Origin of the sequence: uncultured Veillonella sp., assembly GCF_937981445.1 — a bacterium.
Classification (GTDB): Bacteria; Bacillota; Negativicutes; order Veillonellales; family Veillonellaceae; genus Veillonella_A.
The window spans coordinates 1-16,352 of sequence record NZ_CALJON010000041.1; the positions used below are offsets into that span (position 1 = coordinate 1).

The window sequence follows — 16,352 nt, forward strand, 5'->3', positions numbered from 1 at the left end:
AGCTGGCAGAGCACCTGACTCTTAATCAGGGTGTCCAGGGTTCGAACCCCTGGTGATCCACCACACGATTCGAAAACGAACCCCTAACTATTTGCTTGTCGAGTAGTAATGGCGGTTCGTTTTTGTAATTATAGGCGATTTCTATGTAGTCGTCATAAATAGTTACGTGACGTATGAAGGTGCTAATTAATTTGTCTGTATATACTTTTAATATATTGATATTTTCTCTATTTGCAAATGTGTTGCACTCTTTGACCCTTTCATTTCGGTGATGGTTAGATGAGTATCTAGAGTAAATTATAGTATTTTTGGACATAATAAAAAACACGCTCCTTGCTTAAAATAGGTATGGTTAAGAAACTTAGAGCGTGTTATAAGTTAATTATTGAGATTACGGTAATCTAAGTGCTGTATGATTGTTCCTCATCTGTTGGCGCAGGTGAGGGATTTTTTATTGTGTAATAATCTTTTTAGTATTTAAATGCCAATCTGATGGAAACCCTAGCTTTAATAGTATACTGTTAATTTCGATAGATGTTAATTTTTTTGATAGTTTGTTTGTTAATTTTAATATTGAATTGTGTAATGCGGCATATTCTATTTTGCTCAAAAAACATTGCAGAGATAAAAACACAGTATATGTACTATTCCTATTATCTGTAGGCTCTAAATTATATTTAGAATGAAGTGGTTCCCAATAACGATCGTCACTAGGACAAATATGCCCTATCAGTCTATTGTTATGGGCACATACATTTCTTATATCATGAATGTTTTTTATAAAACTAATCATTGTGGCAGGAGTGAATTGTCCGGGGGTTGGGAGATGCTCGTTGATAAAGTTTAAGCAATCTTTAGCTACCCTATTTTGTACTGATTCTTTTGAGTTTGCTAACATATATCTAAATGTTCCGAATTCAATATAGTTAGATATAACCCACATAGGAACTTTTTGGTATGTATTTATATAATGATATATACTAGAGTTTTTATACTTGTTACAATTATGCTTTGTTAATATTTTTGATAATTTAGAGATGGTTTCAATTATTTGTAATCGCTTAGTTTCATCATAACAGTTAATGTCTAAATATGGGTAAGGTAGATCTGAAAAGGTTTCAGAGAATCTATGAGAGAATATTGCTTTTAAGTGTGTTTCTGTACTAAGTATTGCATTGAGCAATACTTTTTTTAAATCTCTTTCAAATAAATATAATTTTGCAATTTCATTAAAATTAGTATGGTTGGTATAGTTATCTTGATTATCTCTAGGAAAGAAGTTCCCATATCCATTAATGATATTATAGTAATTTTGAGTCAGCAAATATTCCTTTGCTTTATTTATATCATCTATAATTAATCCTCTATTCAAGAGTATTTCAATTTGTTGATCTATTGTTTTGAATTCTTTCAAAAGAAAAAGCCCTCCTCGAATGAGGAAGGCTTTTCTCCGCATCGGTCCCCGTAGGGATACCGACACTCTTTTGCTATCCTCATTATAGTAAATTGCAGTGGTTAAAGTCAATACATTGAACGGTAAGTTTATACAGAAAAATAATAAATATGAAAAAATATAGGTGTAAATGTGAATAAAAAATCGAAAAATAAGTATAAAAGTAAATTTAAATGGTATGATAAAAAAATATAAATACTATATATAGTAGACGGATAAATTTGATTGCATGATTTATTTATAAGCATTCATCAAGGCTAATAATAATTTTTTTAACATAATAATATCCTCCTATACAATATGATAAAAGAAACTTATATTTTCTATAGAGTAACTCATAAATATATTCTAATGTTATATTTATAATATTATCAATCTTTTATTATTTTTGGAAGAGATACATGGTGGGCAGATTAGAGCAATGCTAATAACTAAAATTGCATTTAACACACTTTACAGAATATTTTGCCTCAACCTAGAAAATTCTCTTCATTTTAGTTATAATAAAATGATAATCTATGACCGTAGAACCATAGATTGAATTGTTTTACAATCGTAGTTTATAGAAATATGAGGGATAGAGAGATGAAATATACTAGTACTCGCAGTGTACAACAAGTTAGTGAAACATATGCTTTGCTTCATGGGTTGGCTAATGATGGCGGTTTGTATGTGCCAGCTGGTTTTCCTGAGCGTTCGATTACGTACAGTATGATTGCTGATAAAAGTTATCAAGAGATTGCCTATATTGTGCTAAGTAAGTTTTTTCCATCTTTTGAAGAAGCGCATTTAAAGGAAATGATCCATGCTGCGTATAGCAAGGAGAATTTTGCTACTGCAGATATTGCGCCTATTCATTCACTCATTGAACGCTTGTCGGTGCTTGAGTTATTCCACGGTCGCACGCAGGCTTTTAAAGATATGGCTTTATCTTTATTTCCTTATTTATTAGTAGCTGCCAAAGAGGCTGAAGGGGAAGATAAGGAAGTCTTGATTTTGACGGCTACCTCTGGGGATACTGGAAAAGCAGCCTTAGAAGGCTTTAAAGATGTGCCAGGTACGCATATTCAAGTCTTTTATCCTACTGATGGGGTGAGTCCTATGCAGCAGGAACAAATGCAAAAGCAAGACGGAGCTAATGTGAATGTAACGGCTATTCGCGGTAATTTTGATGATGCGCAGCAATTTTTAAAACGTCTTTTTGTTGATGCTGACATGGCTGATAAAGTAGGGGCTAAGGGCGTTCGCTTCTCTAGTGCTAATTCGATCAATGTGGGACGTTTAATACCACAAGTGGTGTATTATGTAGCGGCCTATGAAGAATTAGTGGGCCAAGGGGCGATTCATGAAGATGAAGCCTTCAACGTGGTGGTGCCAACGGGGAATTTTGGCAATATTTTAGCAGCCTATTTTGCTAAAATGATGGGGGTACCTATTGGTAAACTTATCTGTGCGTCCAATCGCAATAATGTGCTGACTGACTTCTTCCATAATGGCACATATGACATGAATCGACCATTCTATACGACTATTTCACCGTCCATGGATATTTTAGAAAGCTCTAATTTTGAACGCTTCTTATACTACATGAGCGGACAAAATCCGGACCTTACTAAGAGTCGCATGGCAGATCTTAAAAAGGATGGCAAATTATCTGTTACGGATGAGGAATTACAGCGCATTCAACAAAGTTTCAGTGGTCAATTCGTCAATGATGAAGAAACTAAGGCGATTATTGAGCAAGTGTATAATTCCTACGGCTATTTACTGGATCCACATACAGCTGTGGCCATGGGGGCGTACATGAAGGAATTACAGGCGCATCCAGAAGATGGCGGTCGCCATACAGTGATTGCAGCTACGGCGCATCCATTTAAATTCCCGCCAGCTATTTGCGAAGCCTTGGAATTGGAAAAAGGGGTAACGCCATATGACAGCTTAGAACATATTTCAGCAGTAACAGGCGTGGCATTTCCAAAACAATTAGCACAGCTACAAGACAAAGAACTTCGTTTCACTAAAACTATTGATAAAGAAGCTATGGGGAAAGAAATTTTAGAATTTGTAGATACTTTTGGGAAATAACCCGGCTAGCTTGTTGAAAATAGCTAAACTAGCTTTTGAGGTATAACCAAACTAGAAAGTTGTGATGTAATGAAAAGAGCCTTTTTCTATGCAGTTTCATCGGCATTACTACTCAGTATTATGAATGCCTTTGTAAAAATGCTAGGGCAAGGTATGCCGGCTGCGGAAATCACCTTCTTCCGCGGCCTTATTGGCACAGTAGCTGTATTAGGCTACATGGGGTGGCACAAGATCGCCTTCTCATCGGAGAACCGTGGCATGCTCGTCATGCGTGGCGTGTTCGGCGGTCTTGGCAATTTCTTAAACTTTTTGGCGCTCGCCTATATGCAATTGGCTGATGCGTCAATTTTATTTCAATTATCGGGCATTTTTGTGTTTATCTTTAGCACTTATATTTTAAAAGAGCCCATTCCTAATGGTGCGGGCAAATGGCTTTGGGTCATTTTATTGGCCGTTATTATTATGATTAAGCCATGGTCCTATAATGACTTCCACTGGTATTCCTTATATGCCATTGGGGGTGCATTGTTTGCTGCGGCGGCCTATACAACGATTCGCCAAATCAGTCAAAGTGGCCATCATAGCCCTTATGAAATCATGTTTTACTTCTTGGTCTCCATGATTGTAGTGGGGGGCATTTTTATGTGGCAGGATTTTGTATGGCCTGACACAAGACAGTGGATTTTAATCCTTATCATCGGCGGTATATCCGTGTTTGCCCAATTTTTCTTGACTGGCGCCTTCGTGGCAACGAATGCAGTGGTGGCGCAATTCTTACAATATATTGGCGTATTCTTTAATGCCTTCTGGGGCTTCATGCTCTTTAATGAATGGCTCTCGTGGATGACGATTGCAGCAGGGGTGCTCATGTTTGTGGCGTCAGTGATGATTGGGCGCCTAAAAGAACAACATCATGTGAGCCGTAATTAGCATGGCTTGTAATGCGTCATGGTGGAGGAGCGTAAGCGCGATTCGTATGAGAGTGATTCGTATGAGAGCGATTCAGAATATGATATAATACATATATACTCTAAAAACAACGCAAGATGTATTTGCAGAAGAGGAGATACGAATGGAAAATAAAACATATGAATTTGGTTTAGTTGGTTTAGCTGTTATGGGTCAGAACTTGGCGCGCAATGTAGCACGCAATGGTTTTAGCATTGCTGTATATAATCGTACGCCACAAAAGACTGACGATTTTGTTAAAAACTATGGTCATGAAGGCACTATTGGTGGTGCTCATACACCAGAAGAGTTTGTTAACATGTTAGCTAAACCTCGCAAAATCATGTTCTTAGTTAAAGCAGGTAAGCCTGTAGATGATATGATTGAAGCCTTCTTACCATACTTGGATAAAGGGGATACTTTAATTGATGGTGGTAACTCATATTTTAAAGACACAATTCGTCGTGCCAAAGATCTTGAAGCTAAAGGCTTCCGTTACTTAGGCGTAGGCGTATCTGGTGGTGAAGAAGGGGCGTTAAATGGTCCTAGCTTGATGCCAGGTGGCACAGAAGCGTCTTACAATGAATTGGCGCCAATTTTTACAGCTATTGCCGCAAAAGTAACCGATGGCCCATGCTGCAGCTATGTAGGCAATGATGGTGCTGGTCACTATGTAAAAATGGTTCACAATGGCATTGAATACGGCGATATGCAGTTAATTTCTGAAGCCTATTTCATGATGAAAGAAATCCTTCACATGAGCGATGATGAAATGGCAGACGTATTTGCTGAATGGAACAAAGGCATTCTTGATTCCTATTTAATTGAAATTACGTCTAAGATTTTAAAAGTAAAAGACAAAGAAACCGGCACTCCATTAGTTGAGCTTATTTTAGATAAAGCAGGCCAAAAAGGTACTGGTAAATGGACGAGTCAGGAAGGTCTTGACCTTGGCGTGCCAATTCCAACTATTGCAGAAGCCGTATTTGCTCGTGGCATGTCTGCGTATAAAGACGAACGCGTGGTGGCAGCAGATGTATTAAAAGGACCTGAAGGAACCTACGAAGGCGATAAAAAAGCTTTCATTGATGCCATTCATTCCGCATTATATGCATCTAAAATTTGTTCCTATGCACAAGGCTTTGCCTTAATTAAAGCAGCGGCTAAAGAATATAACTGGAACATCAACTTTGGTGATATGGCCCTCTTATGGCGTGGTGGCTGCATTATCCGTGCGGTATTCTTAGAAGATATTAAAAAAGCCTTTGATCGCAATCCTGAATTGTCTAACTTATTGTTAGATCCATTCTTCACGGAAGCCATTCAGGAACATCAAGCCAAATGGCGTGAAGCCATTATCGAAGCCAAACGCTTTGGCATTCCAACACCGGCGTTCTCCGCGTCCTTAGACTATTTCGATAGCTATCGCCGTGGCAGCCTTCCAGCGAACATGATTCAGGCACAACGCGACTTCTTCGGTGCTCATACATATGAACGCACTGATAAAGAAGGCGTATTCCATACAGAATGGGAAGCAGAAAGTAAATAAGCTATTTCTAAAAAATAGGACTTAAGAATTTCATAAAAACCGACGAGGCGTACTCATGAGAGTGCGCCTTTTTTTATTACGTAATATTATTAAATAAAACTATTAATTAAGATGAAATTATTGCCCGTATATCAATAGGATGTCCCCGTATTGAGGACGAATTATTCAGTTCGAATAATGTGAAATATTTTTCATGAATGAATAAAATGTGAGATAAAATATATTTATATAGAAAAAATTCAGAAATTCAAGTTAAAACCGTCTTATTTACATGAGTATATGATGAAATTATAATTCAAAAACATGATAAGTGTTATTGACATGATTTATATGAGCAGAATACAATAAAATTAAATAATACTATATTTGTTTTATGGAAGGGGAGAGGCAATTCTATAAAATAAAAAGAAAATTGATTAGTTTAGTTTATGTTTATATTAAATAAGGCATTTAGTCTTATTTAGAAATATGTATATGAAACAAAATTGTATGTATAACAAGGGAGGCTTTACCGGTGAATAGACATTATAAAGTCATTTGGAGTAAGGTAAAAAACACGTATGTAGTTGTTTCAGAATTAGCGAAACGAAATAGTAAATCAGCATCAACAAAATCTCAGTCAGGCCAAAGAATTGGTGTGGCTCTTTCTGTATTGGCGTTGTGTGCGGGATTGAGTGGTGTGACACAGGCGGCTACAATGAACGGCAATGCAATGATTGCAGAAGTAACTGGTGCTGGGTCTAGCATTAGTACTGGATCTGCGTCACAAGGCGCAACTGCTACTATATATGGTCCTATGAACGTCATTGATGCACAGCATAAAAATTTTGATGGTGTGGCTAACTCTATTGTAGGCGTAGCGAATGCGACTAAAAATTCGAATGCATCGTTGATTTTTGGCGCAGGGAATACTGTTGAAAATTCTTATGGAAATGTAACGCTTAATCCTTTTGAAGCGGCGCCTTTATTGGATAAGCCTGCGGAATTGGCGAAACTATTAGCAAGTAAAGTAGCTGACAGTGGTGGACAAATTTTAGTAATTGGCGGAGCTAATACTGTTGATAATGCACGTTTCTCTTCTGTAACTGGGGTTAGTAATAAATTAATAGGATCTACTACTGATACGACTGAGGCTGGATCTAGTAGTTATAATTTTATTTCAGGTGCAAAAAATACAGTTACAGAGTCCGATAATACATATTTAATTGGTACTAACAATGCTGTATCTAGTGCTACTGGCAATGCCCTTGTAGGCGATTACCGAAGCATTACAGGTGGGGCTAACAATGTTATTTTAGGCTCTGGCAAAGCAGGCAACGTATTAGATACAACAGTATCTAATGCAGTTGTAGCAGGCTATAATGCCAATGCTTCGGTAGCAGATGGTGTAGCTATTGGCTCTAACTCTGTGGCAAGTGTGGCAGCTGGTGTAGCAGGTGCTGCTCCGACTAACACAACAGTATCTGATGACGATAAGAAAAATGCTACTTGGACATCTACATTAGGCGCAGTATCTGTAGGTTATGCAGAATCTAAAGATGAACAAGGAAATATAGTTCCAGCAGGCACTCGTCAAATCACGAATGTAGCTGCAGGTACACAAGACACTGATGCGGTAAACCTTGCGCAATTAAATAAGGTGGCTGACTTAATTAATATTAGTAGTACTGGCAGTGGTGTTGAGTATGTGTCTATTAACTCAACAGCTGATGGCAATAAAGATAACTTAGGTGCCAGTGCTGATAATGCTATTGCTATTGGACCTGATGCCAGCACAGCAGCTGAAGATAGCTTAGTTATTGGTAGTAGTACTATTGAAAAGACAGGCAAATCCTCTAGAGTGATTGGTAATGGCAATATGCTTACAAGCACTGATTCATATACTGTTGAGGATAATAAAGTATTTGGCGATAATAATAAAATAACGAATAGTAATCGCCAGTTGGTATTTGGTGATAATAATACAATTTCAAAGCGGGATGAAGGAACTAATAACGGCATTCCACGGACTACGGTATCTGATATTGTTATAGGGAAAGGCAATCAAATAGGTGGTAATGATACTTTTAGAAAGCCATATAATACTGTAAAAGTTATTGGGAATAATAATAAGGTCCCAGTTGCAAGAGACACTATTGTTTTGGGAGATAATCAAAATATAAGTAATGGTGTTTCTTCTATTATTATTGGCTCCTTAACTCCAGCGGATGTTGAAAATGGTGTGGAGAACTGGTCAGTTGCTAATATTGCCATAGGTTACGGTGCTATAAATGGAAAAGGTGCTGGTCAAAGTATAGCTATTGGGACTAGAGCAAAAACAGGTGAAAATAACCAACTTGTTATAGGCAATAGCTCGTCGTTTGGCAATGGAACGGGAACATTTGGCTCGATATATGGACATCAAAATAAAGTTATAGAATCAGATAATTCTAGTGAAGTAACGTGGACCTCTGTTGATGGGGCGAATACTCATATTTCTGGTTCATATAATTTAGTAAAATCTGCATCATCAGCTCTAATTTATGGGTCTGGGAATCAAGTTACAAACTCTGAGGGAAATTCAGTAGTTTTATCAAATGATGGAACTCCAATAAATGGAGATGATTTAGCAGGTCGTATATTTGTGGGGCTACAAGTGTACTCTGGTGATGTTGATGAAGGTGATCCAGAACCAGTTTCCTTTGATAAGGCAGTTAGCTTCATGAAAAGTTATGTAAAAGCTGCTGGTGGAGATACAACTGTAGTAGGTAGTGGCAATATAACTGATTATACAGGGCGCTCACAGCTTTTAGGTAATGGTAATGTTCTAAAAGGGGCAGAGGATAAATATAGCGTCAATAATACTGTAAGTGGATTTGCAAATACTGGAGAAAATCTCAATTATAGTACGATAATTGGTACAAGTAATACTGTTAAAAATGGTGAAGATAATGTTGTATTAGGTGATTATCATACAGTAGAAGGTGGAAATCATAACATTATCATTGGTTCTAGAAGTTTTGTTGAAAAAGAAACAGAGCTAGATTTAGGCTTAGATCCAGAGTTTTTAGGTTTTGATTCTACATATAAAGTTACTGAACGAGTAGCAGAAAAACCTCACACTAAAGACATCTCCAATGCCGTAATGCTCGGCTATAATACTGATGTAACGATTAATGGTGGTGTAGCTCTTGGTTCTGAATCCATTGCAGCTACTGATTCTTCTGTACAAGGTTATAATCCAACTGTAGTTGCAAGTACAGCAACAACTCCTACAACTAGAGCCGCAGCTGATGCTACTACTGATGCAGGAGCGTTAGACTCAGCTACTTGGAAGTCCACATTAGGAGCCGTATCTGTAGGTTATGCAGCTGAAGGTGATACACCTGCAGGCACTCGTCAAATCACTAATGTAGCAGCTGGCACAGACGCTACTGATGCAGTTAACGTAGCCCAACTAAAAGCAGCGAAAGTAACTGTAACAGGCGGTACAAATATTGAATCTGTAGAATCTACTGCTACACTTGATGGTGGTACAGTATACAAAATTAATACAATTGATAAAGATACTACAGTGGCAAGGGGTGCAGTTACATACACAACTGATGGCAAAGGTACATTAACATTAACTGATAGTAATGGTGAAAATATTGCTATTACAGGCCTACAAGATACATATGTAACAGCAGCTAAATTAGAAAACGGCACATTAACATTGACTCGTAATGCTGGTGAAGCTTTAACAGTTACTGATATTGCAACAAAAACGGATTTAGCAGCAATAAAACCGATTGAATATTTCTCTGTAAATTCTACTGAAACTGGCAATAAAAATAACTTAGGTGCTTCTGGTACTAATGCAATCGCTATTGGTCCTAAGGTATCAGCTAGTGGTGAAGGTAGTATCGCAATTGGGTTTAACAACAGTATGGCCGGTGCTGGTGGTGTAGTTATTGGCCGCAATACTAGAACCAGTGGTGACAGCACAGTCATTATCGGTGATGGTGCTGGCGTAGACCCTAATATCGCACTAGATGGGCACATTGCAATTGGTAAAAATGCCCGTGTATTTGCTGGCGGTGGTGAACAAGAAGCAAAACTTGGCTTTGATCCAGATAACTGGCCAAAGGGCGGTGCTGGTGGTTATGATAACCCAACTGACCGCAGTCGTGTAGCTACTGGTATTGCTATGGGCGTTAATGCTAAAGGCCGTACAGGCTCCATCGACATTGGTGGTCGTACTTATAACGGTCTCATGGGTGGTAAGCAAGTAGCAGGCAATGATGCGATTGGTTTCCATGTAAATCAAACAGCTTTAGGTACTAATACCTATGCTAAAGGTTTATTCTCTACCATGTTAGGTTCTTACTCCATTGCTACTGGCAGTTTTGATGGATCTGGCCGTAAGAATACTATGGCGTATGGTGCACAAAACTTTGGTGCTACTGTATTGGGGTCTTTGAATAGTATTCGCTCTAATGAAACCATAACTGAGTTCTTTGGGGTCCCTCTCGGAGCGTCCGCTCAAGGTGTAGCTAATACAATCACCGGTGTTGCTAACATTACAGATAATACCAATGGTTCCCTTGTATATGGTGCAGGTAATAAGATTTCTAATTCTATTACACCAATTAATCCTCCAACTTCTGGTGCAAAATCTGTTGATGCAATGGTTGATACATTGCAAAAAACTATTCGCAGCAGTAAGAGTGGTGGTGCTACTATGGCCTTTGGTGGCGGCAACGTAGCGGACTATACACAACGAACCGCTATTATAGGGGTTAACAATACTGTAACTGGTACGTCTAGCGATATTAGTCAGCATAATGCCATTACCGGTTTTGAAAATACCGCAAAGAATGTAGATTTTGTAACAGCTACAGGTAGTAATAATACGATTGAAACATCCTCTAAATTGATTAGTATGGGTAATGATAATGCCATTTCAGAGACTGATGGCACAATCCTCATGGGGGATAATCGTACTGTAGCAGGTTCTGATAACAGTATTATTTTAGGTACAGCTAATAAAACTGCTAATCCAACACTTCGTGCAGCAGCAGATACAACACTTACAACTACAGCTCAAAATGTAGTCGTTATGGGGTATAACGCTAATGCTGAAGTAAATGATGGCGTAGCATTGGGCTCTAATTCCATTGCGAATATAGATAAAGGTGTAGAAGGTTATGTTCCTTCAGGTGCTACAAACATTAATAAAGCAACACCTACTTGGACTTCTACATTAGGTTCTGTATCCGTAGGCACTCCGGTTGCTGGTGCTGCAGCTACAGCAACGCGTCAAATTACAGGCGTCGCAGCTGGTACACAAGATACTGATGCAGTCAGCGTAGCTCAATTGAAAGCAGCGAAAGTGTCTGTTGCACAAGGTACAAATGTAACTGTAACACCAAGTACTGCTGAAGATGGCTCCACTATATATACAGTGGCAGCTACTGATACAGATACGAAGATTGCAAGTGGTAATGTAACATATGATGGTTCTAATGGTACATTAACTTTAACTGACACTAATAATGGTAAAGTTGAAATTACAGGCTTAAAAGATCGTTACATTACAAGTGGTAACATTACAAACAATACATTGACCTTGAACTTAAATGAAGGCAATCCAATTGTAATTGATAATATTGCTACTATAGGTGATGTTAATAACAGTAAAATCCATTACTACAGTGTAAATGGTCCTGAAAATCCGGCTAACAATTACTATAATGACGGTGCTACAGGCAATAATGCGTTAGCCGCTGGTGTAAGTGCTAGAGCAGATGCTCACAATAGTGTGGCTGTCGGTAATAATGCTACGATTAAGGATAGTAATGGTGGTAAAGGTAGTGGCGACATTGCTATTGGTAATGCAGCGAAGATTGACAACTATGCAGACCAAAGTGCTGGTATTTCTATAGGCCAAAATGTATTTGTTGAAAATATGGCTGGTCAACAAGAAGCTATCTTTGCTCTTGGCCAAACTACATTTAGTGGAGGGGCGTTCTCGACAGCACGTATTCCTACAGATCCTTCGAAAGTGGCGGCTGGTATTGCTATTGGTGAAAACTCCTATGCACGGTCTGGGAGCTTGATGGTGGGTACCCATAAGTATATTGGCGAAATAGGTGATGTAACTGTAAATACAACTACAGAAGCTGGTCGAAAAGCTACCGGTGTTGGCGTCAATGCCACAACGATTGGTACGAATAGCTTTAATAATGGCTCTTTCTCTACAATTACTGGTGCCTATTCCATTGCTTCGGGGAATTATGCTGGTGGTCGTAATACTGTTGATGCAGGTAAAAATTTTGGAGCTACCATTGTTGGTTCCTTAAATAGTATTGAATCTGCAACAGGCGATAGTTCATCTGGGTTAGCAACAGGTATCGTGGGTTTTGCTAATAAAACTGCAAATTCAAGTGGTGCATTAATTTTTGGGGCTGGCAATGAAATTACAAACTCTATAACTTCAACAATAATTCCTGGTACGATTCCAATTTTGGGCCCATCAATCAATGCTAATTCGGCAAAAGCATTACAAGAGCAGATGAAAGAGTATGTAAAAGATGTAAATAGTGGCGGCGCAACTCTTGCCATTGGTGGCGGTAATAAAGCAGATTATACTCATGCATCCTCCATCATTGGTGTTAACAATACCTTAACTGGTACAGCTAGAGACATTAGCCAATATAACTCCATTATGGGCTATAATAACCAAGCAGAAAATGTTTCTGATGTAACTGTAGCTGGCATTAATAACAAAATTACAGGTACTAAAACAGCAGTTGTTCTTGGTGATAATCATACGGTAACAGGTGCGAATAATAGTATCGTGATTGGCTCTGCTGACGCACAAACTGAATTAACGGCAACTGATGCTACTGTAATTGGTCATAATGGGAATGTTGAAAAAGCAGGTGGCGTAGCATTAGGCTCTGAATCGGTAGCTACTGTTGATAAAGGTGTATTAGGCTATATTCCTACTGGTAAAAACGTATCTGATGCAGACAAAGCAGGTGCTACTTGGACATCTAAGTTAGCTGCCGTATCTGTTGGTGATGCTGTTAAAGGTCTTACTCGTCAAATCACTAATGTAGCCGCTGGTACACAAGATACTGACGCAGTCAACGTAGCACAATTACAGGCAGTCGCTGAAGCAGTTACTAATACAGCAGCTGGTGGACATACTGAAATTACCTTAAACGGTAAAACGCTTACGAAGGACAATCCTACTGCTACTGACAACAACTTAACCTTAGCTGTAACAACTGATACTAATGGTAAGAATATTTATGACATCAAGCTAAGTGATAAGCTAGTAATCGGTACACCAGGTAAAGACGGTGAAAATGGACAACCAGGCAATATCACAATCATCGGTACTCCAGGAGTTAATGGTGAAGATGGTCAACCAGGTAAAGATACAAGTGCTAATATCTCAGTAAAAGATGGCGTTAATGGTCTTGATGGTAAAGATGGCGTAACTCGCATCGTTTACACTGATGAAGATAATAAAGAACATGAAGTAGCTACTATGGATGATGGCCTCAAATTTGCTGGCGATGATGGTAATACAAAAGTTGTTGCTAAGAAGCTTAATGAACAATTAGATATTAAAGGCGGTGCCAAAGATTTCACCGAAGATAATATCGCTGTAGTAGCTGACGTTGATGCTGAAGGCAATGCTACAGGTTTACATGTAAAACTTGCTAAGAACATTAACCTTGCTGATGGTAGTATTAAATTTAATGAAACTGCTAAAGATGACAAAGGTAACTCACTTGTAAAAGGTGAAGATGGTAAGTGGTACATTGATTTAACTGGTGCTGTATATGACAAAGATTCTAATACATATACAAAAGATGGTAATCCTGTTGATTCTGTTACACCTAAGACTACAGGTACTGTTGAATTATCTGAAAATGGTTTAGATAATGGCGGCAATACAATTACCAATGTAGGCGATGGTGTAAAGGACTCTGATGCTGTTAATAAAGGGCAGTTAGATAAAGCTATTGAGACTGTAACTAATACAGTAAGCGGTGATCATACTGCTATTACCTTAAACGGTCAAGCGGTAACACCAGGTGAAAACAAGCTAGGCGATTATGAAAAAGACCACGGTCTAGAAATTGCAGCTAAAACTGTAGATGGAAAAACTACTTATGACATTAAGATGGGTAAAGATTTAGTTGTTGGTACTGAGACAAAACCAGGCAAACCAGGTGAAAATGGAGAACCAGATACCCCAGATACTCCAGGTGAAGCAGGTAGTATCATAATCATCGGTACTCCAGGAGTTAATGGTGAAGATGGTCAACCAGGTAAAGATACAAGTGCTACTATAAAAGTCCGTGATGGCAAAGATGGTTTAAATGGCAAAGACGGTAAAGATGGTAGCAATGGCACAACTCGTATCATTTATACCGATGAAGGTAGTGATGTTGAACATGAAGTAGCCACTATGGATGATGGTTTGAAATTCGGTGGTGACGCTGGCGATGTCTTTGGTGTTAAACTTAACAACCAAGTAAATGTAAAAGGCGGCATAACAGCTACTGACCTACTTAGCGATAATAACATTGGTGTTGTTGCTGATAATGGCACATTAAACGTTAAATTAGCCAAAAACTTAACGGGTCTTACTAGTGCTAATATTGGTGGCATCATAATTAACAATGGTGGCATCAATATGGGTGACAAGAAAATTACCAATGTAGGTAGTGGCATTGTTGAAGGCGATAATACCAATAATACTAATGTAGCTAATATTAGTGATGTAATCCAACTTGTTGGTGAAAAAGTTGAAGCTAGCAAAGTAACTGCTGGTGATAATATCAAAGTAGAAGGTAATAAAGTATCACTTAAAGATGATATTACACTAGGTAAAGATGCTGCTAAACAAGTAGAAATTAAGGGTAGTGATAGCACAATTACTGCTGGTTCTGGTGTAAATAAAGTAGCTCTTGATGGTAAGGATGCTTCTGTAAAAGCTGGTGAAGGTGCAAATCAAGTAGCTCTTGACGGTAAGAATGGTCAAGTAACTATTGGTAAAGAAGGTTCTCAAATTATTATGGGTAACCAAGAAGTAACGGCTGAAAAATTTGATGGCACTAAGATGGCTAAATCAGAAAATGGTCAATTCATTACTGGTCTTGATAACACAACTTGGGATCCAGAAACAAATGGTTATGTTCCTGACCGTGCCGCAACAGAAGGTCAATTAAAAGGTCTTGCTGAACAAATTAGTAATATTGATACAGCTGTGAAAGATTCTAGCCGTGTATTTGCTGGTGACGAAGGCGCAGATAAGAAAGTAACTGTGAAGAATGGTGAAATCTTACATCTCAATGGTGGTGCTGACGTTAAGAACTTGTCCGATGGCAATATTGGTGTTGTAACACATAAAGATGATAAAGGTAACCCAACAAATGGCTTAGATATTAAATTATCTAAAGACCTTACCGGCCTAAATTCCGTAACTACAGGCAATACAACTATTAACAATAACGGTCTCACTGTCAAAGGCAATGATGGCAAAGACGGTGCTACAATTACTAGTGATGGTCTTGCTATTAAAGGCGAAGACGGCAAAGACAAAGTCGTTGTTACAGGCGATAAAGTTGATATGGGTGGCAACCGAGTTCAAGGTGTTGGTGATGCAAAAGATGCAACTGATGCTGTGAATAAAGGCCAATTAGACAACGCACTTAATGCTGTTGGTAATGGTATGGGTCAAATGTCTAACCGCATTAGCAAACTCGATCGTCGTGTTGACCGTGTAGGCGCTGGTGCTGCTGCCTTGGCTGCACTTCATCCATTAGAATTTAGCCCAGAAGCTAAATGGGAAGTGTCTGCTGGTGTAGGTAACTACCGTGGCGCTAATGCTGTAGCTCTTGGTGCGTTCTATCGTCCAAATGGCGACACTATGTTTAGCATCGGTACATCTTTAGGTGGCGGTGAAAACATGATTAATGCTGGTGTAACTCTACGTGTAGGTGATGGTGAAACTGAAAACTATCCAGCTCGTAAAGTAATGGCACAACAAATTAAAGATTTACAAACTGTTGTAGATAGCCAAAATGCTAAGATTGAGGAATTAACTCAATTAGTAAATACACTAGTACAAAACTCCGCAAAATAAGCTAAGGTTTATATGCTAGACTAAATCACATACTAAGGTAGCCTAAGTGTTAAGCTAACATACACATGGTTATACAGGTAAATAAAAGAGCGACTCCTTCGGGAGTCGCTTCTTTTTATATGATTTGAGTTTAAACGATTAGGTACACATGGCATTTTTTTTGCCTACAGCTTTTATTTTCTCTA

General features: G+C 38.5%; 5 protein-coding genes. 4 read left to right on the forward strand and 1 reads right to left on the reverse strand.

Translation table 11 applies throughout. The annotated features are described in order from the left end of the window. Nucleotides 1–451: 451 nt before the first annotated feature. Nucleotides 452–1,414 (reverse strand): Abi family protein, encoded by a 963-nt coding sequence (locus Q0376_RS06580; protein ID WP_298705498.1) that lies wholly within the window; start codon nt 1,412–1,414, stop codon nt 452–454. Nucleotides 1,415–2,038: 624 nt separating this feature from the next. Between Q0376_RS06580 and thrC the strand changes: the two genes are divergently transcribed. The 4 genes from thrC (at nt 2,039) to Q0376_RS06600 (ending at nt 16,167) form a co-directional block, all read left to right on the forward strand. Further along, nucleotides 2,039–3,538, forward strand: a complete 1,500-nt coding sequence (thrC, locus tag Q0376_RS06585; RefSeq protein ID WP_298705501.1) for a threonine synthase — start codon at nt 2,039–2,041, stop codon at nt 3,536–3,538. 69 nt (nt 3,539–3,607) lie between these two features. After that, a complete protein-coding gene (locus Q0376_RS06590) occupies nt 3,608–4,468 on the forward strand; it encodes a DMT family transporter (RefSeq protein ID WP_298705504.1) in 861 nt (286 codons plus the stop codon). 142 nt (nt 4,469–4,610) lie between these two features. Then, nucleotides 4,611–6,035 carry a decarboxylating NADP(+)-dependent phosphogluconate dehydrogenase gene (gene gnd, locus Q0376_RS06595; RefSeq protein WP_298705507.1) on the forward strand — a complete coding sequence of 475 codons (1,425 nt, stop codon included), beginning with the start codon at nt 4,611–4,613 and terminating at the stop codon, nt 6,033–6,035. 514 nt (nt 6,036–6,549) lie between these two features. After that, the gene (locus Q0376_RS06600) at nt 6,550–16,167 is read left to right on the forward strand and encodes an ESPR-type extended signal peptide-containing protein (RefSeq protein WP_298705510.1); all 9,618 of its coding nucleotides are present in this window, start codon (nt 6,550–6,552) and stop codon (nt 16,165–16,167) included. Nucleotides 16,168–16,352 lie beyond the last annotated feature (185 nt).

Coding starts and splice junctions, on each gene's coding strand:
- thrC (WP_298705501.1), top strand. CDS start 2,039: ATGAAATATACTAGTACTCGCAGTGTACAACAAGTTAGTGAAACATAT.
- Q0376_RS06590 (WP_298705504.1), top strand. CDS start 3,608: ATGAAAAGAGCCTTTTTCTATGCAGTTTCATCGGCATTACTACTCAGT.
- gnd (WP_298705507.1), top strand. CDS start 4,611: ATGGAAAATAAAACATATGAATTTGGTTTAGTTGGTTTAGCTGTTATG.